Below are 24,425 nucleotides of genomic sequence, written 5' to 3' on the forward strand. Positions count from 1 at the left end.
GGCGGTTAACCTGACGACATGTTCCCAGGTACCTTCGCCGCCACCACCCCCGACAAGCCCGCCGTCATCCGTCCCGCGACCGGCGAGCAGATCACCTACGCCGAGCTCGAGGCCCGCTCCGCGCAGCTCGCGCACGTCCTGACCGACGACTGGGGCCTGCGCCCCGGCGAGACGATCGCGGTGGTCTCCGACAACACCCTCGAGATGATCGAGATCTACTGGGCCGCGCTGCGCGTGGGTCTGTACATCGCCGCCATCAACCACCACCTCACCGCGGACGAGTCGTCGTACATCATCGGAGACTGCGGAGCGCGGGCGTTGTTCGTCTCCGCTCCGGTCGCCGACCACGTGGACCTCACCCCGGGCGCCCATTCCGACGTCGAGCACCGGGTGGTCTTCGGTGGCGAGCTGGAGGGCTTCGAGGACTACCGCGGCCTGCTCGAGGGCAAGCCGACGGATCCTCCCGCCGACCAGCCCCGGGGACACGACTTCCTCTACTCGTCCGGCACCACCGGCCGGCCGAAGGGCGTGCGTGTGGACCCGCCGGAGGGGCAGATCGACGAGGTGCCCGACGTCTACACCCCCGTGTTCAGTTTCCTGTACGCCTTCGACGCCGACAGCGTCTACCTGTGCCCCGCGCCGCTGTACCACGCGGCCCCGCTCCGGTTCTGCGGCGTGGTCAACTCCGTCGGCGGGACCGTGATCCTCATGGACCGCTTCGACGCGGAGGAGTCGCTGCGACTGATCGAGGAGTACCGGGTGACGCACTCGCAGTGGGTGCCGACGATGTTCGTGCGGATGCTCAAGCTGCCGGAGGAGACGCGGGCGCGCTACGACGTCGCCAGCATGACCCACGCGATCCACGCCGCCGCCCCGTGTCCACCGGAGGTCAAGCGCCGGATGATCGAATGGTGGGGCCCGGTGATCCACGAGTACTACTCGGCGACCGAGGGCATGGGCATCACGTTCATCAACTCGCAGGAGGCGCTCGACCATCCCGGTTCGGTGGGGCGCGACGGGCTCAAGGGCATCGCCCACATCTGCGACGAGGAGGGTAACGAGCTCCCCACCGGCGAGATCGGCACCATCTACTGGCAGCAGGACGAGGGGACCTTCGAGTACCACGGCGACCCGGAGAAGACGGCGTCCGTCTTCCATCCCGACCACCCCAACTGGGCGACCTTCGGCGACGTGGGTTACCTGGACGAGGACCGCTTCCTCTACCTCACCGACCGCAAGGCGTTCACCATCATCTCCGGCGGCGTCAACATCTACCCGCAGGAGATCGAGAACGCCCTCGTCATGAACCCGGCGGTCGCGGACGTGGCGGTGATCGGCATCCCGGACGAGGAGATGGGGGAGAAGGTGCACGCGGTGGTGGTGCCCGCCGCGGATCGCGTCGGCGACCCGGGCCTGGCCGACGAACTCCTGGCCTCCCTCCGGGGCACGATCTCCGACTTCAAGATCCCGCGGAGCCTGGACTTCGTGGACGAGCTGCCCCGCACGCCCACGGGCAAGCTGGTCAAGCGCCGGATCGTGCAGCAGTACGTCTGAGCCGGGGCGTCTACGCACAACGAGAGAACCGTCGACCGGTGGTCGACGGTTCTCCGCGTATCGCGAACGAGCTGATGGTCTTCTTCCCCCCGATCGGTCGGCTCAGTCGCCGACACTCGCCGTGAGATCCAACGACGTGCCGAATCCGATCATCCCGAGGATCCTGAGGAGGAACGACGGTGCAGTGGTGAGCGCGTCGAGCAGGACTGATCCCGAATCGAGCGCGAATTCACTGGAACCTTCGGCGAATACTCCGAGACTACCCATGGTGATGGTCCTTTCCCTTGCCGGACGAGGGGCGGCCCGGAGAGCGGTTCTCCAGAGTGACGAAACCGCGAAAAAGTGATGGAGATCACTTCCCTCGCGGAAGATGATGCTCTCTTTATCAGGGCGAGTCAAGGCTCGTGGCGAAAATGGAAAACGCCATGATGTCGGTCCCTGCGCGGCGGCTACCGGGCGTCAGTCGCCGACGCTGGAGACGAGGTCACCGGCGATCCCGTTGAACAACATGTCCGCGAACTGCAGGAGCAGCGACGGCAGTCGACTACCCATGTCGGCGAGGGTGGATCCCGAGTCGAGGGCGAACTCGGCGGAGCCGGCGGCGAGGATTCCCAGGCTTCCCATGATCGTTCCTTCCTGACGGCGCCCCGGTGGGGGTGCCGGTTGGCGAGAGGTGGACGGTCGCGCCGCGGGAGCGGCGCTGGCCTGATGCTAACCAGGGCTCCGCCACGGGTCCGGGGGATCGCGAAGACTCCCGTCACGCCGTCGGATCGACGGCGCACGGGGGACACTGTCGAGGTGGACAGGACCTCCGAGTTCGAGAGTGAACGTCCCCGGCTCGTCCGGATCGCCGCGCACGTGCTCCGTGACCCGACGGAGGCCGAGGACGTGGTGCAACAGGCGTGGCTCCGGTTGGCGCGCACCGACGCCTCCGCGATCACCACCCTCCCCGCCTGGTTGACCACCGTCGTCACCCGTTTGTGCCTGGACAGGCTCAAGGCCGCGGTGCCGCCGCCCGTCGAGCCCACCGACCGTCCCGGCGCCGACCCCGGCCCGTCCGACGAGGCCCTCCTGGCGGAGTCGATGGGGTCGGCGCTGCACGTGGTCCTCGACCGGCTCACCCCGGCCGAGCGGGTGGCGTTCGTCCTCCATGACTCGTTCTCGGTCGACTTCGCCACGATCGCCGCCGTCCTCGACTGCTCGCCGGCGGCGGCCCGCAAACACGCGTCGAGGGCGCGCGCGAAGATCGCGGAGGCGGGTCCCGGCGCGGGCCGGGCGGACTGGCTCGTCGTCGACGCCTTCCTCGCCGCCGCCCGACGCGGCGAGTTCTCCCGACTCCTCCGGCTCCTCGCGCCGGACGTCGAGGTGGTGGGCGACCCGCTCGCGGTGGGCCTCGGGACGCCCGCGCGCATCGAGGGACGCGAGGCGGTCGCCGGGTTCTTCGACGGCGCGGCGGCGTCGGCGCTCCCGGTGTTCGTCCGCGACCGCCCGGGAGCGGCGTGGTTCGACCGTGGCGTGGCCCGCGTGGCGTTCGACTTCCGGGTCCTCGACGGGGTGGTCCGCCGGATCGACTTCCGCGCGGACCCGGACGTGCTCGGCTCGATCCGCCGGCGTCGTGACGGGGAGCCGAGGTGAGCCACACGGTCACACCCGGGGCGCGGCGCTCGTCATCAGGGTGAGGCGACGCGACCCCGCGCGCCTCTCGACCGGGAGGATCAAGTGCCATGAAGACCATGACCTGCAAGGACCTGGGCGGCCCGTGCGACCTCGCCCATCGCGGCGAGAAGGCGGACGACGTGATCAACGCCCAGGACGCCCACCTCAAGGAGCGGGTCGGGGCGGGCGACGAGGCCCACGTCCCCGCGCGCGAGGACATGAAGAGCCGCTGGCGCCGGCCGCGCCAGTCACTCGGGTGGTACCGGGACGTCAAGAAGCGCTTCGCCGAGCTGCCGGAGGACTGACCGGCCCGGCCCGCCCGGCCCGGCCCGCCCGGGCCGCGCCCGCCGACCCGCGCCCTAACGCCCGCCGGCCTCGATCACGGCCGCCAGCGCGAGCAGTGTGGCCTCCGAGCCGGGCCTGCCCACCAGCTGGACCGAGGTGGGCAGGGCCCGGCCGAGGGGGCTGTGGGTGGTTCCGCACGGGACGGACACCGCGGGCCACCCGAGCACGTTGGCGAGCGGGGTGAACGGGGAGAACCGCATCGACGCCCACAGCGACCGGCCCCAGGACCGCCGGTGCCAGTCGGTCGCCTCGGGAGGCACGTCCGCCAGCGACGGGGTGAGCCACACGTCGACGCCCGCCGAGTCCATCGCCCGGCCGACCTCGGCGCGCAGTGACTCCACACCGCGGTTCCAGCGGGTGTCCCCGTCGGACGCGCCGCCGCGCCGGAACACGGTCCGGCCGAGCAGGGCGTGGTGCCGGGTACGCCTCTCCATGGCGGACAGGGGCAGGTTCTCCTCCTCGGCCGCCCGTGCCACGCCGGTGGTCCAGCGCGCGAGGTAGAGGACCGGGTCGGATGGGGAGGGCAGGGTGGTGTCGACGACGACGAGGTCGCTCGCCCGCAGCAGCGCCGCGGCCTCCCGCGCCGCGCGCGTCCAGGGTTCGTGGATGCGCACCAGGTCGCGGCCGAGCCGGATCGGGCTGGTCACGGACAGGCCGATGCGCGTCCCGCCGGGCACGGGGCCGATGTCCGCGAGCTCCGGTCGGCCGGCCATCACCGACAGGGCCAGCGCGACGTCAGCGACTGTCCTGGCCAGCGGGCCGGACTCGGCCAGGCCTCCCCAGTTGTCGCCGGACAGACGGGTCGGCACGACGCCCGGTCCGGGTTTGATGGTGACGATCCCGCAGGCTGCGGCGGGGATGCGCAGCGATCCCATCCCGTCGTCGCCCACCGCGAGCGGGACCATGCCGGAGGCCACGGCCGCCGCCGACCCCCCCGAGGACCCGCCCGCGGACAGGGCGAGGTCGCGGGGGTTGCGGGTGATGCCGTGGGCGTCGGAGTCGGTCATCCCCCAGGCGCACAACTGGGGTGCGGCGGTGATGCCCACCGGCACCGCGCCCGCGGCGAGCAGCGGAGCGACGACCGGGTTACCCAGGGTGACGGTGCTCTTGATCGCGAGCGGCACCCCGGCCAGGGGCAGCGCCGCGCGCTCCGCCGGGGCCGTGGCGTCGACGGCGGCCCCGGCGGCGCGACCATCCGCCCGCAACAAGGTGGTGAAGGCGCGCAACGACGGATCGAGGTCGGCCACCCGGTCGAACGCCGCGTCGAGGGTGGCCAGCGCGCCGACGGCGCCGGTGCGTACGGCCTCGGCGGTCTCGGCGGCGGAGAGGGGGTCGGTGGTCACGGTCACGATCGTACGACGGTGACCGTGTCCGCCCATGGCGATCATCACGGTGGACGGCCCCGCCCGGCGGGTAGCCTGGGGCGATACCGACTCCGGTCGGATGCACGACCGGGCCCGTCGACCGGCTGGGCCGTCCTTCCACACGAGGACCGAATGGAACGCAAGAGCAACACCGTCTTCCGCAACGTCGCCATCGCGGGCGTGATCATCCTGGCGATCGTCGGCTTCTCGTTCTTCGCCAACGGTGACCGCGACTACGCCGAGGTCGACACGTCGGTGGCGTTGGCGCAGGTCGACGCGGGCAATGTGAAAGAGGCGCTGATCGAGGACCGGGAGCAGCAGCTCCGGCTCACCCTCGAGACCCCGATCGCCCCCGAGGACGGTGCGGACGAGACCGACAAGCTCCTGGCCAAGTACCCGGAACGGGCGGCGGACCAGATCTTCGACCGGGTGGCCGCCGCGGAGCCGGAGAAGTACGACACCGCTGTGAACCAACAGGGTTTCCTGTCGCAGATGCTGTCGTTCCTGCTGCCGATGCTCATCCTGTTCGGGCTGTTGTTCTACTTCATGTCCCGGATGCAGGGCGGCAAGGGCGGGCTGTTCGGCGTGGGCAAGTCGCGCGCGGTGGAGTTCACCAAGGACATGCCCCAGACCACGTTCGCCGACGTGGCGGGTGAGGACGAGGCGGTCGAGGAACTCAACGAGATCAAGGACTTCCTCCAGAACCCGGCCCGGTACGAGCGTCTCGGCGCCAAGATCCCTCGGGGTGTGCTGCTCTACGGCCCGCCCGGAACGGGCAAGACCCTGCTGGCCCGGGCTGTCGCCGGTGAGGCGGGCGTGCCGTTCTACTCGATCTCCGGCTCCGACTTCGTCGAGATGTTCGTCGGTGTCGGCGCCTCGCGGGTGCGGGACCTCTTCGAGAAGGCCAAGCAGAACGCGCCCTGCATCGTGTTCGTCGACGAGATCGACGCGGTGGGCCGGCACCGCGGCTCGGGCACCGGCGGCGGTCACGACGAGCGGGAGCAGACGCTCAATCAGCTGTTGGTCGAGATGGACGGGTTCAGTGACCGCGAGACGGTCATCATGATCGCCGCGACCAACCGCCCGGACGTCCTCGACCCGGCACTGTTGCGCCCGGGCCGTTTCGATCGTCAGGTCCCGGTGACCAACCCGGACCTCAAGGGTCGTGAGGCGATCCTCGCCGTCCACTCCGTGGGCAAGCCGCTGGCCGAGGACGTCAACATGACCTCGCTGGCCAGGCGCACGATCGGCATGTCCGGGGCGGACCTGGCCAACGTGCTCAACGAGGGCGCCCTGCTCGCGGCCCGGCTGGGGCGCGACGAGATCGACATCGACATCCTCGAGGAGGCGACCGACCGGGTGGTGGGTGGTCCGCGCCGCAAGCATCGGGTGATCAGCGAGCACGAGAAGAAGGTCACCGCGTACCACGAGTCCGGGCACGCCCTGGCGGCGTGGGCGATGGAGGATCTCGAGCCCGTCCACAAGGTGACCATCCTCGCGCGCGGCCGCACCGGTGGTCACGCGTTGGTCGTCCCGGAGGACGACAAGTCCTTGATGACGCGCGCGGACATGATCGCGCGGGTCGTCATGGCGATGGGTGGCCGTGCCGCCGAGGAGTACGTCTTCGGCGAGCCCACCTCGGGTGCGAGTTCGGATATCGAGCAGGCCACCCGTATCGCGCGGACGATGGTCGCCGAGTACGGCATGAGCGCGAAGCTCGGTGCGGTGAAGTACGGCGGCGAGGGCGGGGACCCGTTCCTCGGCCGCGGTGGTTCCGCGGCGGGGGAGTACTCTCCCGAGGTCGCGAAGACCATCGACGACGAGGTGCGCCGGATCATCGACGCCGCCCACACCGAGGCGTGGCAGGTCCTCGAGGCCAACCGTGACATCCTCGACGCGGTCGCGGGTGAGCTCCTCGAGAAGGAGACCCTGCGGCAGGACGATCTCGAGAGGTTGTTCGCCGACGTGGTCAAGCGGCCGCGGATCACGGAGTTCGACGATTTCGGCGGACGCATCCCGTCCACCCGTCCGCCCATCAAGACCCCGGGCGAGCTGGCCAAGGAGCGCGGCGAGCCCTGGCCCCCGCCGGTCACCGACCCGTTCGCCATGCCCGTACTCCCGGCCGGCCGGGAGGACGAGGGTGACCGCGGCCCGGGCGAGGGCAGCGGCCCCGCGGATCGGGAGGGTGACCGCAACGGCGTGGGCGCCCCCGCCGGGATGACCGGTGGCCGAGGCGACTCCGGTCGCGGCGGTCTCGCCGGTGGCGGCCAGCGACCGACCGGCATCCCGGCCTATGGCACACCGCCGCCCCCGGGCTGGTCGGCGCCGGGTTGGCCCCCGCGACAGCCCGCCCACCACGGGGACCGGGGGCCGAGCGGCGCCGAGACCACCCGTCTGCCGGCCGCACCGGTCAACGGGCAGGGGCATCCCGGCTCCGGGGACACGGGGGTGCGGGACGGGGCCGGCCGGGACGAGCAACCGTCCGGGGCCCGGACCCGGGCGTGGTCCGCGGTCGGCGACGGCGACTCGTATGGTGACTCGACCGGCGACGCGCCGGGCGAGGCGTCGGGCGAGGCGACCGGAGACCCGGCCCGGGACTCGGCGGAGCGCGGTTCGCACCGCCGTGAGGACAAGGACCCCGACTGGCGTGCGCCGTGGGAACGTGAGGACTGACCGCACGGTCGGCTCCGTGCGAGAAGAGGATTGAATGACGACTCCTGACCTGATACCCCCTGCCGACGCCCGGTCGATCTCGACGGGACAGACCTTCGACGCCGAACGCGCCGAGGCCGCCGTCCGAGAGCTGCTCCTCGCCGTGGGGGAGGATCCCGAGCGCGAGGGGCTGCGGGACACGCCCGCACGGGTGGCCAGGGCCTACCGTGAGGTCTTCGCGGGGTTGTACACCGATCCGTCGGACGTGCTGTCCAAGACCTTCGACGAGGACCACCGCGAGCTGGTGTTGGTGCGGGACATCCCCATCTACTCGACCTGTGAGCACCACCTCGTTCCGTTCCACGGAGTCGCCCACATCGGGTACATCCCCGGACAGTCCGGCGCGGTGACGGGTCTGAGCAAGCTCGCGCGTCTGGTCGATCTCTACGCCAAGCGCCCCCAGGTCCAGGAGCGGCTCACCAGTCAGGTCGCGGACGCGCTGGTCGACAAGCTCGACCCGTCGGGGGTGCTCGTGGTGATCGAGTGTGAGCACCTGTGCATGTCCATGCGCGGGATCCGGAAGGCGGGGTCCATCACGACGACTTCCGCCGTCCGCGGCATCATGCGGTCCAACGCGTCCACCAGGGCGGAGGCCCTCGGCCTCCTGCGCGGGACGTGAGCGCTCCCGGTCTGGTGCCCCACCCGGACCGGTGCGCGGTGATGGGCGTCCTCAACGTCACCGCGGACTCGTTCTCCGACGGTGGTGAGCACCTCGCGTTCTCCGACGGGGTCGCGCACGCCCGGCGGATGGTCGCCGAGGGCGCCGACATCATCGACATCGGTGGGGAGTCCACCCGGCCCGGTGCGATCCGGGTCGAGGAGTCCGACGAGGAGCAGCGGGTGGTCCCGCTGGTCCGCGCGGTGTCCGGGCTCGTGCCGGTCTCCGTGGACACCATGCGCGCCGGGGTCGCCTCGCGTGCCCTGGAGGAGAACGCGGCGATCATCAACGACGTCTCGGGTGGGCTCGCCGACCCCGACATGCTGCGAGTCGTGGCCGATCACCGGGCCTCGGTCATCCTCATGCACTGGGTGTCGCCGGACGAGTACCGCGCCGGCGCCGGCGGCCGCGCCGACTACGGCGGGGACGTGGTGGGCGCGGTCCGCGACCACCTGGCCCGCCGGGCCGACGCGGCGCTCGCCGCGGGGGTCGACGCCGCGGGCATCGTGCTCGACCCGGGCCTGGGCTTCGCCAAGAACGCGGACGACAACTGGGCGCTGCTGCACGGACTGGACCGGCTGATCGAGCTCGGGTTCCCGGTGCTCGTCGCGGCGTCCAGGAAACGGTTCCTCGGGTCGCTGCTGCCCGGCGTGGACGGGCAGCCACGTCCGGTGTCCGGTCGGGATCCGGCGACAGCCGCGATCACGGCACTGTCCGCCGCCGCCGGGGCGTGGGCCGTCCGTGTCCACGACGTGGCGCCCAGTGCGGACGCGGTGCGGGTGGCCGCGGCATGGGCTGCCGGCGGGGCGGGGGCGCACTGATGGCCGATCGCATCGAACTCGACCGGATCGAACTGCGGGGCCTGAGGGTGCGGGGCACCCACGGGGTCTTCGAGCACGAGAAGCGCGACGGCCAGGACTTCCTGGTGGACGTGATCCTGTGGACCGATTTCACGGCCGCCGCCGCGTCCGACGACCTGGCCGACACCGTCGACTACGGGGCGCTGGCGCTGTTCGCCCGTGACGTGGTGGGCGGGCCGTCCCTCGACCTCATCGAGACCGTCGCCTCGCGGATCGCCGACGGGATCATGGAGATGGCCCAGGGTGCCCACGCGGTGGAGGTGACCGTGCACAAGCCCCAGGCGCCGATCCCCGCGGAGTTCGCCGACGTCGCCGTCGTGGCCCGACGCTCGCGCCCGGGCGTGGCCGGCGCCGCGGGGGGAGAGCGGTGAGCTGCAGGGCGGTGCTGTCGATCGGCGGCAACCAGGGGGACGCGCTCGCGCTCCTGCGCGGCGTCGTCGACGCCGCGGCCGCGGACGGGATCCTGCGCGCTGTCTCCGCGGTTTACGCCACCCCGCCGTGGGGAGGTGTGGAGCAGGACGATTTCCTCAACGCCGTACTGGTCGTCGACCACCCAGGCTCCCCGGCGGATGTCCTCGAGTGGGGTTTCGCCCGCGAACGGGCCGCCGGCCGGACTCGTGACGTGCGCTGGGGCCCGCGGACCCTCGACGTGGACGTGGTGTCGGCCGAGGTGGACGGGGAGCCGGTGACCTCGGACGCCCCGGCCCTGACGCTGCCCCATCCCCGGGCGGCCGAGCGCGCGTTCGTCCTGGTCCCGTGGCTGGAGATCCAACCGGACGCACGGCTGGGCGGGGTGCAGGTGACGGAATGCCTCGACGCGCTCGATCCCGGCGACGTCGCTGCGGTCCGCCGCCTCCCCGACCCCCTGGTGCGAGACGGCGAGGGGGCATGAGGTGACCCGCGTCGCGAAGTCGACCCTCGCGCTGGTGGCCCTCGTGGCGGCAGTGGCCGCGTACGTCCTCGTCGGCGCCTTCCTCCGTGCGTTGACGCCGATCGGTTTCGGCTGGGTGACCCTTCTGGCGGTCACGGCGGTCGACGTACTGCTGGCCCTGCGGATCCGGGCGGCGATCTCCGATGGTGGCGTGGGGCAGGACCGTAGTCAGATGCACCCGCTCACCGTCGCCCGCAGCGCAGCCCTCGGGCAGGCCTCCGCGGTGCTCGGCTCGGCCGCCACCGGGATCGGGGTCGGCCTGACCTCGTACTTCCTGACCAGGCTCGGCGACCTGGCGGTCGCGGGCGCTGAGCTCCCCGCGTCCGTCGCCGTCCTGGCGTCCGGTGCGGTGCTGGTGGGAGCGGGACTGTTCCTGGAATCGGCGTGCGAGACACCGCCCGACGACGACGAGAACGGCGGGCTGGCCGAACCCGCCTGAGGCGGGGAGGGCCGAACCGGCGGGGTGACGCCGCCCCCGTTACCGCGGACACGCGCTGGTTACCCGTGTGACCCGTGATTCTCCGCGTATCATGCGGGCATGAGTTCCGACGGCGCGATGGACAAGCCCCGGTCAGCTCGCCCGACCCGGGGCGACGACCGTGGACTGGCGAGCATCGCCCTGGGGGTGCTGCTGGTCCTGGCGCTCATCGCCACCATCGTGATGGTCTTCTCCGACAACCCGGTGTGGATGCGCATCGGCACCCTCTCGGCACTGTGGGCCGCGTTCCTGGGTGCGTTCCTCGTCGCCAGGTACCGCCGTCAGGCCGCGGCCGAGGCCGCTCGGGTCCGGGACCTGCACACCGTCTACGAACTGCAGCTCGAGCGTGAGATCTCCGCGCGTCGCGAGCACGAGTTGGTGGTGGAGCGGGATCTGCGGGCCTCCGTCCGCGCCGAGACCGGTGATTCGATCGTCGCGCTCCGGCAGGAGATCGCAGCCCTGCGCGAGCAGCTCGGGGCGCTGGGCGTGACCTTTCCCGAGGACCGCTTCGCAGTGGGCGGGGCGGGGCCCGCCGCGCAGCTGGGGGCGGGGTCGTCCCTGCCGTCCGTCCCGTCCGAGCGGGTATCGCCCCGTCGCCGTGCACCCGGCTCCGAGTCCGGGCCGGCCGGCGGGTTCGGATCGGATCACTCCGCGACACCGGCCCCCGGTGTCGGCCCGGACGCCACCCCGAGCACGGAGCGCACCGAGCGCCTCTCACCGGTCGCCGATCGGGCGTCCCGGTCGGATTCGCCGACGTCGCATCCCCGTCGCCCCGCCGTCCGCCCCACGGGCGGCGACAGTGGGTCACGTCCGTCGTCCGGAGCCCCCCGGCAGCCCCAGGTCCGACCCGGGGCGGCGGCGACCGCCGGCAGTGCGGTCACGTCAGACAGGTCCGCGAGGCCCGAGTCCGCGAAGCCCGAGGCCCCGGTGACAACCGGCGGCGCGGCGGCGTCCGCCACGACGGGGGCGTCCGACAAGACCGACAAGACCGACAAGCCCGGCAGGCACGAGTCCCCCGCGGCCTCCACCGAGACGGCCGCCCTGGCCCGCGCCCGCTCGAAGCCCGCGCCGGCCGGCGAGTCCGCCCCGTCGAGCCGCCACGGGGAGGGGTCCGGCCTGTCGGTCGCCGAGCTCATGGCGCGGCTGGGTGACGGCTCCGCTCCCACGTCGGGGCGCCGCCGGCGTCGCACCGAGGACTGAGCAGGACCCGGCGGGTGCCGCCGGTCGGGCGACGTCCGTCGAGCGGGTTCTGTGAAGTACGCCACTGAATGCTGCTCGTGGCCGCAGTCAGGACTACTCTCGCCAGCGAGATGTCCGGGACCCACCACCAGTGAGTGGGCCTGGAACGGATCGAGCACTGGAGCACCCTGAGATGTCCGACAACGGCGTCACCGGAACACCCCCTGCCCGCCTGTCCATCGGCCTCGTGTCCGCGGGACGCGTGGGCACCGCGGTGGGCGCGGCCCTCGAGCGGAGGGGCCACGTCGTCTCCGCCCTGGTCGCCCGCTCGGCGCAGTCCCGGGACCTCGCCGCCCGGCGCCTCCCCGAGGCCCGCATCACCGAGCCCGTCGGCGTGGCGGAGGCATGCGAACTCCTCATCCTCGCGGTGCCGGACGCCGCCCTGTCCGCAGTGGTGGCGGAACTCGCCGAGGCGAACGCCTTCCGCCCGGGCCACATCGTCATCCACGTCGCCGGTGCCGTCGGCGCCGAGGTGCTGCGTCCGGCCGCCGACGCCGGTGCCGTGGTCGTCGCCGCGCACCCGGCCATGACGTTCACCGGGGGATCCGCCGACGTCGACCGCATGGAGGGGTGCTCGTGGGCGCTCACCGCCCCGGACGAGATCGGGCTGGTCGTCGGCCAGATGCTGGTGATGGAGACCGGGGGCCTGCCCGTCACGGTCGCCGAATCCCATCGAGCGCTCTACCACGCGGCGCTCGCGCACGGCGCCAATCACCTGGTGACCCTCGTGAACGACGCCGCCGAGGCGCTCGCCGCGTCCTTCTCCGTCCTGCCCGGGGGCGGGGTCGAGGGTGACCCCGACGGCATGCTCGGCCAGGACGCGGAGGCGCTCGCGCGCCGGACCCTGGAACCGCTCCTCCGGGCCGCTCTCGACAACGTCCTGGCCTCCGGGGACTCGGCCCTGACCGGTCCCGTGATGCGCGGCGACGCCGTCACCGTCTCCCGGCACCTCGACGCCCTGGAGGACGTCGACGGCGGTATCGCCGCCGGCTACCGGGCGCTCGCGTTGCGCACCGCCGACCGCGTCGGTGCCGGACCCGACGTGACCGACCTGTTGGCCCCCGACCTCACGGAGCAGCTGCGATGACCCCCACCTCCTTCCCGGTCCGGACCGCGGTGCCCGGTCGGCCCGACACCGGGTACACCCGGGGCGAGCTGACCGTCCACCACGAGCCGTCCTCGTTGCGCGCCGTCACCGAGTCACTGCGCAAGGTCGGCAAACAGATCACGTTCGTCCCCACCATGGGCGCACTGCACGAGGGGCACCTCGCACTGGTCGAGGCGGCCCGCCGGACCCCGGGATCGGTGGTGGTGGTGTCGATCTTCGTCAACCCGCTGCAGTTCGGGCCCGGAGAGGACCTCGACGCCTACCCGCGCACCCTCGACGAGGACGTGGCCCGGCTCGCCGACGCCGGCGTGGAACTGGTCTTCGCCCCCAGCGCCGCCGCCATGTACCCGGACGGTCCCCGCACGACGGTGCAGCCCGGGCCGACCGGTGAGATCCTCGACGGGGCCGCTCGTCCCGGCCACTTCTCCGGGATGCTCACCGTGGTCAACAAGCTGTTCAACATCGTCGCCCCCCACCAGGCCTTCTTCGGGGAGAAGGACTACCAGCAGCTCGTCCTGATCCGCCAGATGGTGGCGGACCTGGACATGGACGTGCGCGTCGTCGGTGTCCCCACCATCCGCGAGTCGGACGGCCTGGCGATGAGTTCCCGTAACCGCTATCTGTCCGCCGACGAGCGGGAACTGGCCACCGTCCTCTACGCGGCCCTCGTGGCGGGGACGTTCGCCGCCAAGGGCGGCCGGCAGGCCGTCATCGACGCCGCCCGCGCCGTGCTGGCCGAGCGACCGCAGATCTCGATCGACTACCTCGAGCTGCGGGCCGGGGACCTCGGGGAACCGCCGGAGGAGGGCCCCGGCAGGCTCCTCGTCGCGGCCCGCATCGGGGGCACCAGACTCATCGACAACGTCGGCGTGGCCATCGGAACCGGCTTCCTCGCCGCCGCCGAGGCCACCGTCGCCGCCCAACAGGCCGAGATGGCCGAAGACCTCCAGGAAGGCCTGTAGATGCAGCGCACCATGCTCCACTCCAAGATCCACCGTGCCACCGTGACCCAGGCCGACCTGCACTACGTCGGCTCCTGCACGATCGATGCCGACCTCATGGACGCCGCCGATCTGCTCGAGGGTCAGCAGATCGACATCGTCGACGTCGACAACGGTGCCCGCCTGACGACCTATGCCATCACCGGCGAGCGCGGCTCCGGCGTGATCAGTATCAACGGCGCCGCCGCCCACCTCGTGCACCCCGGCGACCTGGTGATCATCATCGCCTACGCCCAGATGTCGGACGCCGAGGCGCGGGCCTACAAGCCCCGGGTGGTGTTCGTCGACGGCGACAACCGCACGCTCACCGAGGGCACCGACCCCGCGGACGTGCCCGAGGGGTCGGGCCTGAAGAACCCCCGCGTGCCGGAGCCCGCCGCCGTCTAGGCGGCGCGGACAGAAGATGCTGCTCACCGTCGACGTCGGCAACACCCACATCCGGCTCGGCGTCTTCCCCCCGGGCGGTGGACCGCTCCAGCGCACCTGGAGTATGCGCACCTCGCCGGCGGTGACCTCCGACGAGTTGGCATTGACGATCCGGGGACTGCTGGGGGACTGTGCGCTGCAACTCACCGGGATCTCTGCGATGTCCGTGGTGCCGTCGGTCACCGGGGAGCTACGCCGGATGGCCGCCGACTACTGGCCGGGGCTGCCGGCCGTCGTCGTCGCGCCCGGGGTGAAGACCGGGGTGCCCCTCAAGGTGGACAACCCGCGGGAGGTGGGCTCGGACCGCGTGGTCAACGCGCTCGCCGCCCACTCCCTGTTCGAAGGGCCCGTCGTCGTCGTCGACGTCGACACGGCGACCACCGTCGACGCCGTCTCCGCCCGTGGTGAGCTGCTCGGCGGGGCGATCGCGCCCGGCATCGACATCTCCGTCGACGCCCTCGCCGAACGCGCCGCCGCCCTGCGCAAGATCGAGGTCGTGCGCCCCAGGGGCGCTCTGGGCAAGAACACGGTCGCGGCGCTGCAGGCCGGCATCGTGATCGGGTTCGCCGGTCAGATCGACGCCCTGGTGGACCGGCTGCGCAGCGACGTGGCCGAGTTGGCCGACGCCTCCGTCGTGCTCACGGGGCTGCGTGCGGATGTGGTGGCGGAGGAGTCGCGGACCATCACCGACGTCGAGCCCGAGCTCGCGCTGGAGGGCCTGCGGCTGGTGTTCGACAAGAACGTCTGACCGCTCACCCCGGGCCGGCGGTCAGGCCGACCCGGGGCTCGCGGTCACGCCGCTGTGCGGTAACTGGTCATGGAGACCGAGCCCCAGGCGTAGCCCTTGCTGAACGCCTCGAGCGTTTCGCCGGAGCCCGCCGCCATGCCTGCCGTGTACAGCAGCGGCAGGAAGTGGTCCGCCGTGGGCACCGCGAGCCGCGCGTCGGGGTGCTCGGTCAGTGCGAGGGCGTCCTCCGGTCGGGAGGTGAGCAGGTCCTGGGCGTGATCGTCGAACCGATGCGCCCAGTCCACGCCGTCGTTCCCGCGCGAGGGGTCCACCGCCGCGAGGTTGTGCACCACGTTGCCGCTGGCCAGCACGAGCACCCCCGAGTCGCGCAGCGCGGCCAGCCTGGTGCCCAGGTCGAAGTGGTAGCTCGCCGGCTTGGACGCGTCCACGGACAGTTGCGCCACCGGGACGTCCGCGTCGGGGAACACGTGGGTCAGCACCGACCAGGTGCCGTGGTCCAGCCCCCAGGAGTCCTGGTCGGCGCCCACCCAGGTGGGCTTGACGGCCTCGGCCACCTCGGCCGCGAGCTCCGGTGCGCCCGCGGCGGGGTAGTCGAACTCGTTGAGCTCACGGGGGAATCCGTAGAAGTCGTGGATCGTGCGCGGTGCGGACATCGCGGTGACCGCCGTGGCGTTGATGTACCAGTGCGCCGACACGGCCAGTACGGCCCGCGGCCGCTCGGGCAGGGACGCGCCGAGGGCGGCCCACTGGCGGGTCCACTCGTTGACCTCGAGCGCGTTGAGGGGGACGCCGTGTCCGATGAAGACGGCGGGCTGGCGTGCGGTCGAGGATGTCGGTGCGGTCGAGGCGGTCATGGTTCTCCTTCTCTCGACTACATGATGCATCAACTACATGGGTGTGCGCCAGTGCGGGTCGGGACGTCCACCCCCTGGGCGGTAGCCACCCTTGCGGCGGATAGACCGGTCTGTCTATTATTTCCCGCATGACCACGCGACGAATGCCCCCGGCCGGACCGGCGGCGTCGGTGCGCGTGCAGCACTGGTGTCCCCGGCCGGCAGGCCCCTGCCCCATCCCAGCCGACCCCACCACTCCCGGGAGCACAGTATGACCACCACCAGCATTCGCGTCGCCGCCACTGCCCCTGCCACGACGTCGTCCACCACGTCGGCCGCGACCGTCATCCCCGCCGTCGACTATCCCGCCGCGGTCCGCTCGGGCGCCCTCGTCGTCGACATCCGGTCCCGCGCCCAGCGCGAGCGTCAGGGAGTGCTCGCGGGCGCCGTCGCGGTGGAGGCGCGGCCCGTCGTCGACCTCCTCGATCCCCGGTCGGCCGCACCCCTCGCCTCCGTCGTCGAGGGGCGGTCGGTCGTGCTCGTCAGCGACGACGGCCTGGACGCCGAACTCTTCGCGCTGGAACTCCACTCACGCGGTGTCCGCGGTGTCCGCGCGGTGGACGGCGGCCACGATGCACTCCGGGCCGTCCGGGCGCTGGGCCTGCTGTCCGAGGCCGACCACCTGCTGCGGGAGCGCTCCGCCATCTCGGCCCACTGAGCCCGGGCGACCGGGGGCGCCGCCCCGGTGACGCCGGTACGGTCGCACCATGACGGACATCTCCGCAGACCTGCTGGCCGAGATCCTCGACGAGGTCCGCGAGGACTCGTCCGGGGACGTCGTGCCCCACCTCGGTGACTACGAGCACCCCAACCCCGACGCCCTCGCGCTGGCGGTCTGCGATCTGGACGGCGAGGTGATCTCGGCAGGCGACGACGAGGTGCTCTTCGACCTGCAGTCCGCCTCCAAGCCGTTCGTCTACGCGCTCGCGCTGGACCAGAAGGGCGTCGAGGAGGTCGCCAAGCGCATCGGGGTGGAGCCGTCCGGGGACCCGTTCAACGAGATCTCCCTCGAGGCCGGCACCGGCCGCGCCCCCAACGCCCTCGTCAATGCCGGCGCGCTGGCCGCCCATGCGCTGGTGGGGGAGGAGGACGACGACGAGGACTCCCGTTTCGAACAGATCCGCGTGTTGTTCTCCCGCCTGGTGGGCCGGGAGGTCGAGGTGGACGAGGAGATCATCGACATCGAGGCACGGAGCGCCCACCGCAACCAGGCGCTGGCGCATCTGCTGGCGGAGGAGGGCAACCTGGCCGACGACCCGCACCAGGTGGTGTCCGGGTACGGCCGTCAGTGCGCGATCCGGGTGGACACCCGCGAGCTGGCGCACATGGCCGCGATGTTCGCCGACGGCGGTCGGAGGCCGGGCGACGGCGAGCGGATCCTCGGACGTAGGGCCGTGCGGTACGCCAACAGCGTGATGTTCACCTGCGGGATGTACGACGCGGCCGGGGATTGGGTCTACCAGGTGGGGCTTCCCGCCAAGAGCGGCGTCTCGGGGTGCCTGTTCGCCGTGGTGCCCGGTCGGCTCGGGGTGGCGGCCTACTCGCCCCGGTTGGACGAGCACGGGAACAGCGTCCGGGCGGCCGCTGCGATCGAGGCACTGTCCGATCGGCTGGACCTGCACGTCCTCGACCGGGTGTGAGGCCGTCGGGGCGGGTGCCCACGGGTTCGGCCCCCCGGCCGGGGACGACTATCCTCGACAGTCGTGACCGATTCGACTCCCGCCGCGCCCGGGGCCGCCACCGGTGAGCCCGCCGACGACACCCCTGAGCAGCTGCGTATCCGCCGCGACAAGCGGCAACGCATCCTCGACTCCGGGGAGCAGGCCTACCCGGTGCAGGTCCCCCGCACGCACGGGCTCGCCGAGATCACCTCGGACCCCCGTTTCGCCGCGCTGGAGCCGGGCGAGGAGACCGACGTCGAGGTCTCGGTGGCCGGCCGCGTCCTGTTCGTCCGCAACACCGGGAAGCTGTGCTTCGTCCGACTGCAGGACGGACTGGACCCCTCCGCCGACCTGTCCGCCCCGGTGGCGGAGGGCGAGGTGGGGCCCCTCACCCCGCAGCTGCAGGTGATGCTCTCGCTGGCAGCCGTCGGACAGGAGCGGCTCGACGCGTGGAAGCAGGACGTCGACCTGGGTGACCACGTCTCGGTGACCGGCCGGGTGGTCCGATCCAAGCGCGGCGAACTGTCGGTCATGGCGGACTCCTGGGTGTTGGCGGCCAAGTCGCTGCGCCCGCTGCCGGTGGCGCACAAGGAACTGAGCGAGGACACCCGCGTCCGCCAGCGCTACACCGACCTCATCATGCGGGACGCCGCCCGCCGGAACGCCGTCACCCGCATCAAGGTGGTCCGCGCCCTGCGCCATGCTCTGGAGGCCCGCGGGTTCCTCGAGGTGGAGACCCCGATGCTGCAGACGCTGCACGGCGGCGCCGCGGCCCGGCCGTTCATCACCCATTCCAATGCGCTCGATCTGGATCTGTACCTGCGCATCGCCCCCGAGCTGTACCTCAAGCGTTGCGTGGTGGGCGGTATCGAGCAGGTCTTCGAGATCAACCGGAACTTCCGCAACGAGGGCGTGGACTCCTCCCACAGTCCCGAGTTCGCGATGCTCGAGACGTACCAGGCCTACGGGGACTACGACACCTCGGCCACGATGATCCGCGAGGTCATCCAGGAGGTCGCGATCGCGGTGTTCGGCTCCACCACGGTCACGCTCGCCGACGGCAGCGAGTACGACCTCGGCGGGCAGTGGCGCGAGATGCGGATGTACCCGTCCCTCAACGAGGCGCTGCGCGCCAAGCACCCCGAACTGGTGACCGGCGACGACGGCGAGGACACCGTCACGGTCGACTCGACGGTCGACGAGCTCACCGAACTGGCCGGCAGGGTCGGACTCGAGGTCCCCACCGGCCAGGGGTGGCTGCACGGCAAACTCGTCGAGGAGCTGTGGGAGCACCTGTGCGGCGATCAGCTCGAGGGGCCGGTCTTCGTGCGGGACTTCCCCGTGGAGACCTCGCCCCTGACCCGCGATCACCGCACCGATCGCGGCGTCACGGAGAAGTGGGACCTCTACATCCGCGGTTTCGAGCTGGCGACCGGCTACTCGGAGCTTGTCGACCCCGTGATCCAGCGGCAGCGCTTCGAGGACCAGGCCCGGCTCGCCGCGGCGGGTGACGACGAGGCGATGGTGCTCGACGAGGATTTCCTCGCCGCGATGGAGCAGGGCATGCCGCCCACCACCGGGCTCGGGATGGGGATCGACCGACTGCTCATGGCGCTGACCGGCCTGGGGATCCGCGAGACCATCCTGTTCCCGATGGTCAAGCCGCTGCCGCGCGACTGACGGCCGCGGCCGGGTGGGGCTGCGGCCGGGTGGGGCTCGGGTCGCCGGTCAGGGTGCCCCCGCGCCGGCCTCCCGCCGGTCCCACGCGCTGGCGACCAGGTCGCGCAGCGCGCGGGCGTCGATCCGGTCGAGCCTGGTCACATAGAGGCAGCCCTTCCCGGTCTTGTGGGGGCCGAGTCCGGCGAGCAGTTCCTCCTCGCCGGGCCCGCCCAGGAGCCCGTAGAGGGACGTCGCCGACGACCTCGGGCTGAAGCCCACCACGAAGGTGTCGCCCTCGCGGCCGCTGTCGTAGACGTAGTGGCTGTGCCCGTATCCGATGATCGAACCCGCCCACATCGCGGCCGCCGCCCCGGTGACCTCGTCGAACATCGCGAGCAGTCGCAGGCCGTCGTCGACGCGCCGGCCGGCGGGCAGGCCCTCGATCCACTCGCGCGGCCCGGCCCCGGAGGGCAGGAACGCGGTGTTGTCGTTGCGGCCGGTGGCCGGGGGCCGGGACACGGGGTCCGAGAACGCGAGTCCGGCGGCGGTCAGCGCGCCGCGCAGTACCCCGAGCTGGGACGGCCCCACCCCGTGGAGCGCGAGCACCTCCTTCTCCGGGGTGCCGTCGAGCTGTCGCAGGTCCGTGATGCCGGCGGAGTCGAGCGCGCGCGTCGCCGGGGCCGAGAGCCGCGGCAGGGGGAGCGGGGAACCTGTCATGGCCACGACGCTAGACCCGTGGGAACGGCCCGACCAGGCTCGCGTGGAAATCGATCGAGGCCGGATCTGATCACGGCCGGATCTGTCAGAACGCGACGATCTCGTCACCGACCCGCAACTGCTCGAAGAAGTGCGCGGCGGCGTGGTGCCCCAGGTGGACGCACCCGTGCGACGGCTCGTCCAACCGGCCCTGGTGGAACGCCATGCCGCCCACGGTGAAATACGTCGAGTACGGCATCGGGGAGTCGAAGACCCGGCTGTGGTCGTGGCGCACGTGCCGCAGGATCCGGTGCGCGCCCCGGGCGGTCTCGTAACCCGGCTTACCGGTGGTGACGGGGACGGGGCCGTACGTGATGCGGCCGTCGTCGACCATCCAGGCGCGCTTGCCGTCGACGTCGACGCACGCCCGGGCGGTGGGCGGGCACCGTGGCGGTGCCGGCGTCCCGGGCGCGGCGGCGGCACCGGGGCCGTCGCCCAGCAGGGTCTCCCGGGTGAGCCGGTCCACCTCCCCGACCTCGACCGGGCCGCCGGCCAGCACGTCGCGGGCCACGAGGTCCACGTCCGTGAGGTGTTCGGACCGGCCCTGCTCGACCAGGATCCGGCGCGCGACGGAGCGCACCATCCGGTCGTCCACGATGACGGGCCGGGGTGGCTCGTCCGTCACCTCGGCGCCGGCGGTGGTGAGCGCATCCGACGTCGCGGCCCGGGTCGGCGCGGTGGTCGGCACGGTCGCGGACCCCGCCACTGCGGCGCCCAGCAGCGCGGCGGCGGAAAGACCCGCGAGCCTGGCCCGGCCGGGTGGGCGGGACCTCACTCGTCCCCGTGCGCCACGGGGGAGCGCAGGTCGGGGAAGGCGTACTCGGCCGCCCGCGCGGCCCACGCGGATCCGGCTGCCACCAGGAGGAACCCGAGTGCGGCCACGAAGGGCCCGTAGGTGACGGACGCGTCGGCGGGCAGGCCGGACAGGGTGGGGTCGTCGCTGCCGGTCGAGGACATCAGCGTCCACACGAACGCGAGGTGGGCCGCGAGGACCCCGAGGGCCACGACGGCGGCGGCGGCCGCGAACGCGCCCAGTCGGGTCATCGCCGCGACCCCCACCAGGAACAGGAGGACGACCAGCCCCAGGAACAGCACGGGGGCGACGCTGCGGACGTCGATGACCTCGGTGATGCCCAGGCCCGTGATCCGATTCCCGCCGCTGCTGAGCCAGGGCAGGTACAGGCTGACGAGCGCGAGCGCGAGGCCCACGACGGCGACGAGCGCGCCGAGTCGGTTGGTGACGTGGGGGATGACCTTGGTCCTGGACGGGGTCCGGGTCGGCAGAGGGGTGCGGTGCGGGGAGGGGGGCGTGTACGCGGTCACTGCGATCACCCTTTCGGCGACGAGCGCGTTGTGGTACAAGTCACACCCTAGTCCAGGGGGCTGCGCGGATCCACCGCTCACACCCCGCCCGACGTGCCCGCTCCCCCCGCCGGTGGGGGCGGCCGCGCGTCAGCGTCTCGGGTTGGTCCGGCGGGTCGGTTCGGCGGACATGGGGTCCTCCGGCCACGGGTGCCTGGGGTAGCGGCCCCGCATCTCCGCCCGGACCCCGGGATAGGCCTCCCGCCAGAAGAACGCCAGGTCCCGCGTCACCGCGAGCGGCCGGCCCGCCGGCGAGAGCAGGTGGACCGTCACCGGCACCCGGCCGTCGCAGATGCGCGGTGAGGTGGTCCAGCCGAAGCACTCCTGGAGCTTCACCGCGAGCACCGGCGGGTCCTCGGAGCCGGCCTCCGGGTAGTCGACGCGGTACGACGACGAGGAGGGCACCTGCACCCGGTCGGGCACCAGCTCGTCGAACCGACCGGCCGCCGGCCAGGGCAGCAGCCGCCGCAACGCCGGGCCGAGGTCCCGTCCCGCCAGGCGGGAGCCGTGCGCCAGAGCGTCGATCTCCGGCCCGAGCCAGTCGTCCAGTCGATCCGCGAGCCCGTCGGCGGACACGTCCGGCCACGGCGGGCCCAGCTCGCGGTGCGCGAACCCGAGGCGGCGCAGGAGCCGTGCGGCGTCGTCATCGGGTCCCAGGGCGGCGAGTCCGCCGGCCCGGACCGCCGTCGCCACGGCCTGCCCGGCGGCCTCGGGGGAGGGTCGGACCGGTGTCGAGGACAGCTCGATCGCCCCGAGCCGCCGGATGCGTCGCCCGGCGACGGAACCGCGATGGAAGACGGCGGTCTCGTCGTCGTCGAGCAGGTGTGACGCCGCCCGTTCCGCGCCCTCGCGGTCCACCGCCGCGCCGGCGCGGATCACCGCGCCCGCCTCTCCCGCCGCGCGTCCGGAGGCGCGCCCGACCTCGGCCACCGCGAGCCACTCGTGGCCCCCGAGCGCGGAGCCCGGTGGCAACACGGCACCGGTGCCGGACGCGAAGGTGTACTGGTCGCCCCGTCGACGCGCGACGCGGTCCGGGTGGGCGAGCGCCACGACCGTGCCGACGGCGTCCGCCAGCGCGATCCCCCCACCGTGCCCACCGTGCCCGCCGCTCCCGGTGGCCAGACCGGCCCGGCGGTCGCCCTTCGCGATCCGCTCGAGGCGGCGGACCTCCCGTTCCCACGCCGGGGAGTCCGGCGTGCGTCGCGCACGCAGCGCCCGCAGGTCGGCGACCAGGTCGCCACCGGGGGAACGTCGCCCGGACGCGAGCAGCGCGACCACCTCGGCGGCCACCGTCGCCCCGACCAGCCCGGCGCCGTCGAGCAGCGCGCGGGCGTGGCGCGGGTCGGCCGGGACCCGCGCGAGGTCGCGGCCGCGGTCGGTCACGCGGCCGGCGTGGTCGAGCGCACCCACACCGCGCAGCACCGCCTCGGCGCGGGTGATCTCTCCGGCCGGCGGCGGATCGGGCAGCGCGAGCCCCTCGCCGCGGGGAGCGCCCCAGCACGCGACGTCCAGCGCGAACGTGGTGAGGTCCGACGTCGCGATGGCCGGGGTGCGGTGGTCGGGCAGGTGCGCGTATTCCTGCTCCGTCAGGCAGCGCACGGCCACTCCCGGGCCGAGGCGGGCGGCCCGTCCCGCGCGCTGCACGCACGAGTCCCTCGACGCCGAGACCGTCACCAGGCCGGTCATGTCCCGCGCGGTGTCCCGTCGCGGTTCGCGGCTCAGGCACGCGTCCACGACCAGCCGGACGCCCGGCACCGTCAGCGAGGACTCCGCCAGGTCGGTCGACACCACGACCCGCGGCCGGGCGCCCCCGCCCGACCCGACCCGCCTCCCGGATCCGGACACCGCCCGGTCCTGGGCCGACGCGTCCAGGCCGCCGTGCAACGGCAGGACCTCGGCGGCCTCACCCAGCCGCGCCGACAGCGCACGCACGACCCGGTCGATCTCGCGTACACCCGGCAGGAACACCAGCGCGTCGACGCCACTCGCGGCGACCTCGTCCGCCGTCACCGAGGCCACGTGGTCGAGGAATCCGTCGGTGACCCCGCGGGCGTCCAGGCGGGCCGTCGGCGGCGGGGCGTACCGGATCTCCAGGGGGTGCAGTACGGCGGGGACGTCGACGACCGGCGCCGCACCGCCGACCGCCGCACTCCCGACCGCCGCACCCCCGACCGCCGCACCGCCGAGCAGTCGCGCGAAGCGACCGGCCTCGACCGTCGCGGACATCGCCACCACCGGCAGGTCGTCGCGCAGCTGCCGCACCTCACACAGCAGTGCGAAGGCCAGGTCGGACTCGACGTCGCGCTCGTGGACCTCGTCGAGCACCACGGCACCGACGCCGGGTAGATCGGGATCGGCGATCAACCGTCGCACCAGTACCCCCGGCGTCACGAACTCGACACGCGTGTTCCTGCCGACCCGCGAGTCACCGCGGACCGAGTACCCCACCGGGCCGCCGGGGTCGGTGCCCGTGAGCTCGCCCAGCCGCCGTGCGGCCGAGCGGGCGGCGACCCGACGGGGCTGGGTGACGATGACCCGCCCCGCCACCCCGTCGGCGACGGCGACCGCGGGCGGCACGAGGGTCGTCTTACCGGTGCCGGGCGGCGCCTGGACGACCGCCGAACCGGCGGTGGCGAGGGCGTCCCGCAGCGCGGGCAGCGCGTCGGCGAACGGGAGTCCGCGGCCGATCCGCTCGAGGTCGAAAGTGTTCACCCCGGCTCGGGCAGGTGACGGGCGCCCCGGGGCCCGGGCTCCTCGGCGTCCGGGTGGATGGTGTCCGAGATGGCATCGAGCCACAGCATGAGCCCGGCCATCGCGGCCGGACCGACCTCGGCGACGCCGACGGCGCGGCCCATCCTGAATCCGCTCCCGCGCACCGCACCTCCGCTGCTCAACCGTGTCCGGGCCATGCTAGTCGGGCCCGGTCCGGGGCGTTCGCTGTCGGCGTACACGTATCGGCAATCATTCCCCCACCTGCCGCGTTGCACATTCATGACGGACCTACTGCCACTCCT

At 72.8% G+C, this 24,425-nt stretch carries 26 protein-coding genes; 17 read left to right on the top strand and 9 right to left on the bottom strand.

Annotated features, from left to right (window positions below; all coding sequences use genetic code 11):
- The first annotated feature begins 18 nt into the window (after positions 1-18).
- Positions 19-1,554: an acyl-CoA synthetase gene (locus tag L8M95_RS13390; protein WP_260486608.1), complete on the top strand. Its 1,536-nt coding sequence runs from the start codon at positions 19-21 to the stop codon at positions 1,552-1,554.
- A 102-nt stretch (positions 1,555-1,656) separates the two neighbouring features.
- Here the strand turns inward: L8M95_RS13390 and L8M95_RS13395 are convergent, their stop codons facing one another.
- Positions 1,657-1,821, bottom strand: a complete 165-nt coding sequence (locus L8M95_RS13395; protein ID WP_260486609.1) for a hypothetical protein — start codon at positions 1,819-1,821, stop codon at positions 1,657-1,659.
- A 192-nt stretch (positions 1,822-2,013) separates the two neighbouring features.
- Positions 2,014-2,178, bottom strand: coding sequence for a hypothetical protein (locus L8M95_RS13400; protein ID WP_260486610.1), 165 nt, complete (start codon positions 2,176-2,178; stop codon positions 2,014-2,016).
- Between the two features lie 174 nt (positions 2,179-2,352).
- Here L8M95_RS13400 and L8M95_RS13405 point away from each other — a divergent pair, with 174 nt between their 5' ends.
- Together L8M95_RS13405 and L8M95_RS13410 are read left to right on the top strand one after the other, a co-directional pair.
- Positions 2,353-3,189, top strand: a complete 837-nt coding sequence (locus L8M95_RS13405) for a sigma-70 family RNA polymerase sigma factor (RefSeq protein WP_260486611.1) — start codon at positions 2,353-2,355, stop codon at positions 3,187-3,189.
- A gap of 89 nt (positions 3,190-3,278) precedes the next feature.
- On the top strand, positions 3,279-3,515 hold the full coding sequence (locus L8M95_RS13410) for a DUF1059 domain-containing protein (protein ID WP_260486612.1): 237 nt from the start codon (positions 3,279-3,281) through the stop codon (positions 3,513-3,515).
- A 54-nt stretch (positions 3,516-3,569) separates the two neighbouring features.
- Here L8M95_RS13410 and L8M95_RS13415 read toward each other — a convergent pair whose 3' ends face one another.
- Entirely contained in the window at positions 3,570-4,898 is a 1,329-nt protein-coding gene (locus tag L8M95_RS13415; protein ID WP_260486613.1) for an amidase, read from the bottom strand.
- A gap of 153 nt (positions 4,899-5,051) precedes the next feature.
- On the opposite strand from L8M95_RS13415, the gene ftsH reads away from it, so the two are divergent.
- The 11 genes from ftsH to L8M95_RS13470 all read left to right on the top strand — a co-directional run bounded on the left by ftsH (position 5,052) and on the right by L8M95_RS13470 (position 15,080).
- Entirely contained in the window at positions 5,052-7,592 is a 2,541-nt protein-coding gene (gene ftsH, locus L8M95_RS13420; RefSeq protein ID WP_260486614.1) for an ATP-dependent zinc metalloprotease FtsH, read from the top strand.
- A gap of 34 nt (positions 7,593-7,626) precedes the next feature.
- Entirely contained in the window at positions 7,627-8,250 is a 624-nt protein-coding gene (folE, locus tag L8M95_RS13425) for a GTP cyclohydrolase I FolE (protein WP_260486615.1), read from the top strand.
- 41 nt (positions 8,251-8,291) lie between these two features.
- On the top strand, positions 8,292-9,110 hold the full coding sequence (folP, locus tag L8M95_RS13430) for a dihydropteroate synthase (protein ID WP_260489260.1): 819 nt from the start codon (positions 8,292-8,294) through the stop codon (positions 9,108-9,110).
- Entirely contained in the window at positions 9,110-9,520 is a 411-nt protein-coding gene (gene folB / locus L8M95_RS13435) for a dihydroneopterin aldolase (protein ID WP_260486616.1), read from the top strand. The genes folP and folB overlap by 1 nt, the downstream gene beginning before the upstream one ends.
- Positions 9,517-10,041, top strand: a complete 525-nt coding sequence (gene folK / locus L8M95_RS13440; protein ID WP_260486617.1) for a 2-amino-4-hydroxy-6-hydroxymethyldihydropteridine diphosphokinase — start codon at positions 9,517-9,519, stop codon at positions 10,039-10,041. Before folB ends, folK begins: the two co-directional genes overlap by 4 nt.
- Before the next feature lies 1 nt (position 10,042).
- Positions 10,043-10,519, top strand: coding sequence for a DUF3180 domain-containing protein (locus tag L8M95_RS13445; protein WP_260486618.1), 477 nt, complete (start codon positions 10,043-10,045; stop codon positions 10,517-10,519).
- Between the two features lie 99 nt (positions 10,520-10,618).
- A complete protein-coding gene (locus L8M95_RS13450) occupies positions 10,619-11,758 on the top strand; it encodes a DUF6779 domain-containing protein (RefSeq protein WP_260486619.1) in 1,140 nt (379 codons plus the stop codon).
- 172 nt (positions 11,759-11,930) lie between these two features.
- Positions 11,931-12,884, top strand: a complete 954-nt coding sequence (locus L8M95_RS13455; RefSeq protein ID WP_260486620.1) for a Rossmann-like and DUF2520 domain-containing protein — start codon at positions 11,931-11,933, stop codon at positions 12,882-12,884.
- Complete coding sequence (gene panC / locus L8M95_RS13460; RefSeq protein WP_260486621.1) at positions 12,881-13,867, top strand: pantoate--beta-alanine ligase; 987 nt, start codon at positions 12,881-12,883, stop codon at positions 13,865-13,867. The genes L8M95_RS13455 and panC overlap by 4 nt, the downstream gene beginning before the upstream one ends.
- The gene (gene panD, locus L8M95_RS13465) at positions 13,868-14,293 is read left to right on the top strand and encodes an aspartate 1-decarboxylase (protein ID WP_260486622.1); all 426 of its coding nucleotides are present in this window, start codon (positions 13,868-13,870) and stop codon (positions 14,291-14,293) included.
- Positions 14,294-14,309: 16 nt separating this feature from the next.
- Positions 14,310-15,080: a type III pantothenate kinase gene (locus L8M95_RS13470; RefSeq protein WP_260486623.1), complete on the top strand. Its 771-nt coding sequence runs from the start codon at positions 14,310-14,312 to the stop codon at positions 15,078-15,080.
- 44 nt (positions 15,081-15,124) lie between these two features.
- Here the strand turns inward: L8M95_RS13470 and ygiD are convergent, their stop codons facing one another.
- The gene (gene ygiD, locus L8M95_RS13475) at positions 15,125-15,934 is read right to left on the bottom strand and encodes a 4,5-DOPA dioxygenase extradiol (protein ID WP_260486624.1); all 810 of its coding nucleotides are present in this window, start codon (positions 15,932-15,934) and stop codon (positions 15,125-15,127) included.
- A 250-nt stretch (positions 15,935-16,184) separates the two neighbouring features.
- On the opposite strand from ygiD, the gene L8M95_RS13480 reads away from it, so the two are divergent.
- The 3 genes from L8M95_RS13480 to lysS all read left to right on the top strand — a co-directional run bounded on the left by L8M95_RS13480 (position 16,185) and on the right by lysS (position 19,314).
- Positions 16,185-16,631 carry a rhodanese-like domain-containing protein gene (locus tag L8M95_RS13480; protein ID WP_260486625.1) on the top strand — a complete coding sequence of 149 codons (447 nt, stop codon included), beginning with the start codon at positions 16,185-16,187 and terminating at the stop codon, positions 16,629-16,631.
- 49 nt (positions 16,632-16,680) lie between these two features.
- Positions 16,681-17,613 carry a glutaminase A gene (glsA, locus tag L8M95_RS13485; protein ID WP_260486626.1) on the top strand — a complete coding sequence of 311 codons (933 nt, stop codon included), beginning with the start codon at positions 16,681-16,683 and terminating at the stop codon, positions 17,611-17,613.
- Positions 17,614-17,676: 63 nt separating this feature from the next.
- Positions 17,677-19,314 (top strand): lysine--tRNA ligase, encoded by a 1,638-nt coding sequence (gene lysS, locus L8M95_RS13490; protein WP_260486627.1) that lies wholly within the window; start codon positions 17,677-17,679, stop codon positions 19,312-19,314.
- Between the two features lie 48 nt (positions 19,315-19,362).
- On the opposite strand, the gene L8M95_RS13495 is transcribed toward lysS, so the two are convergent.
- From L8M95_RS13495 to L8M95_RS13515, 5 genes are all read right to left on the bottom strand, one after another.
- Positions 19,363-20,010 carry a DUF1801 domain-containing protein gene (locus L8M95_RS13495; RefSeq protein WP_260486628.1) on the bottom strand — a complete coding sequence of 216 codons (648 nt, stop codon included), beginning with the start codon at positions 20,008-20,010 and terminating at the stop codon, positions 19,363-19,365.
- An 85-nt stretch (positions 20,011-20,095) separates the two neighbouring features.
- Positions 20,096-20,824 carry a L,D-transpeptidase gene (locus L8M95_RS13500; protein WP_260486629.1) on the bottom strand — a complete coding sequence of 243 codons (729 nt, stop codon included), beginning with the start codon at positions 20,822-20,824 and terminating at the stop codon, positions 20,096-20,098.
- Positions 20,821-21,372: a hypothetical protein gene (locus tag L8M95_RS13505; RefSeq protein ID WP_260486630.1), complete on the bottom strand. Its 552-nt coding sequence runs from the start codon at positions 21,370-21,372 to the stop codon at positions 20,821-20,823. Before L8M95_RS13505 ends, L8M95_RS13500 begins: the two co-directional genes overlap by 4 nt.
- A 129-nt stretch (positions 21,373-21,501) precedes the next feature.
- Complete coding sequence (gene hrpB / locus L8M95_RS13510; RefSeq protein ID WP_260486631.1) at positions 21,502-24,123, bottom strand: ATP-dependent helicase HrpB; 2,622 nt, start codon at positions 24,121-24,123, stop codon at positions 21,502-21,504.
- Entirely contained in the window at positions 24,120-24,266 is a 147-nt protein-coding gene (locus L8M95_RS13515; protein WP_260486632.1) for a hypothetical protein, read from the bottom strand. Before L8M95_RS13515 ends, hrpB begins: the two co-directional genes overlap by 4 nt.
- Positions 24,267-24,425: the final 159 nt, after the last annotated feature.

The organism is Dietzia sp. B32 (genome assembly GCF_024732245.1).
Classification (GTDB): domain Bacteria; phylum Actinomycetota; class Actinomycetes; order Mycobacteriales; family Mycobacteriaceae; genus Dietzia.